Annotated in this window: 1 pseudogene; it reads right to left on the reverse strand. The window is 67.9% G+C overall.

What is annotated here, in order from left to right:
* Nucleotides 1-29 precede the first annotated feature (29 nt).
* Nucleotides 30-806, reverse strand: a pseudogene (locus ACFV8T_RS45650) (IS3 family transposase); the annotation flags it as partial.
* Between the last annotated feature and the right edge of the window lie 251 nt (nucleotides 807-1,057).

The following is a 1,057-nucleotide window of genomic DNA, read 5'->3' on the forward strand; positions in this document are numbered from 1 at the left end:
TGTCAATCCCCTCGAACCGTGGAGATCTTCTATGCGGCCAGCTTCAGAGCGGAGTCGGCCGGGTGGCTTTGTTCGTAGTCGATCGGGCTGCGGTATCCGTACACGCTGTGCAGCCGATGCGTGTTGTAGAACCCGGTGATCCAGGTCGCGATCCTCAGCCGGGCCTCGGTGCGGCTGCTGAAGGTGTGCCGGTGGACGTACTCGACCTTGAGCACGCTGTTGAACGCCTCGCTGACGGCGTTGTCGAAACACGACCCGACCCGGCCCATGGGCTGCGTTACGCCCAGGCGCCGGGAGACGTACTCGCTGCCGCGGTCGCTATGAAAGATCACGCCCTTCACGTCGCCGCCGCGGGTGGCGGCGGCCATGTTGAGGGATGCGGCCACGAGCTCGGCATCGTGGCGCTCGCCCATCGCATAGCCCAGCAGCCGCCGGGAGAACAGATCGATGACCGTGGCCAGATACAGCTTGCCCTCCCCGGTGACGATCTCCGTCATGTCGCCCGCCCACACCTGGTCACGAGCGGTGGCGGTGAAGTCCCGGCGCACGAAGTCCGGGGCAGCGGCCCGCTTGCCGGGCCGGGTCAGGCCCCGTCGCCTGCAGGGCATCCGTCCGGCCAGGCCGAGTTCGGCCATCGGCTTCGCGACAGTGTTCACCGACACGCGCCAGCCCTCCCGCACCAGCGTGATCCAGATCTTCGGGGAGCCGTAGGTACCGCCCGAGCCGTCGAAGATCCGCCGGACCGCGTCGGACAGCTGCCCTTTCCGCACATGGCGGGCGGTGAAGGGCGGCCGGCGCCACTTGTAGAACCAGGACTGGCACGCGGCAGGCCAGACGGTGCGGGACGTGGTGTTCGGTCCTCTGGTTACCGACGAACGCGGCCACCTCGGCCGGTGCCTGTTCGGTCACTTCACCCAGAGGACCATGCATCGCTTGAGGACATCACGCTCCATCTCCAGCTCGCGTATCCGCTTGTTCTTCTCGCTCATCTCCCGCCGCAGCCGCTCCAGTTCGCCCCGCTCGCTCTCCCGCATCCGCCCGCCGGCGGCCTCCTGCG

Origin of the sequence: Streptomyces sp. NPDC059832, assembly GCF_042731715.1 — a bacterium.
In the GTDB taxonomy this organism is placed as follows: domain Bacteria; phylum Actinomycetota; class Actinomycetes; order Streptomycetales; family Streptomycetaceae; genus Streptomyces.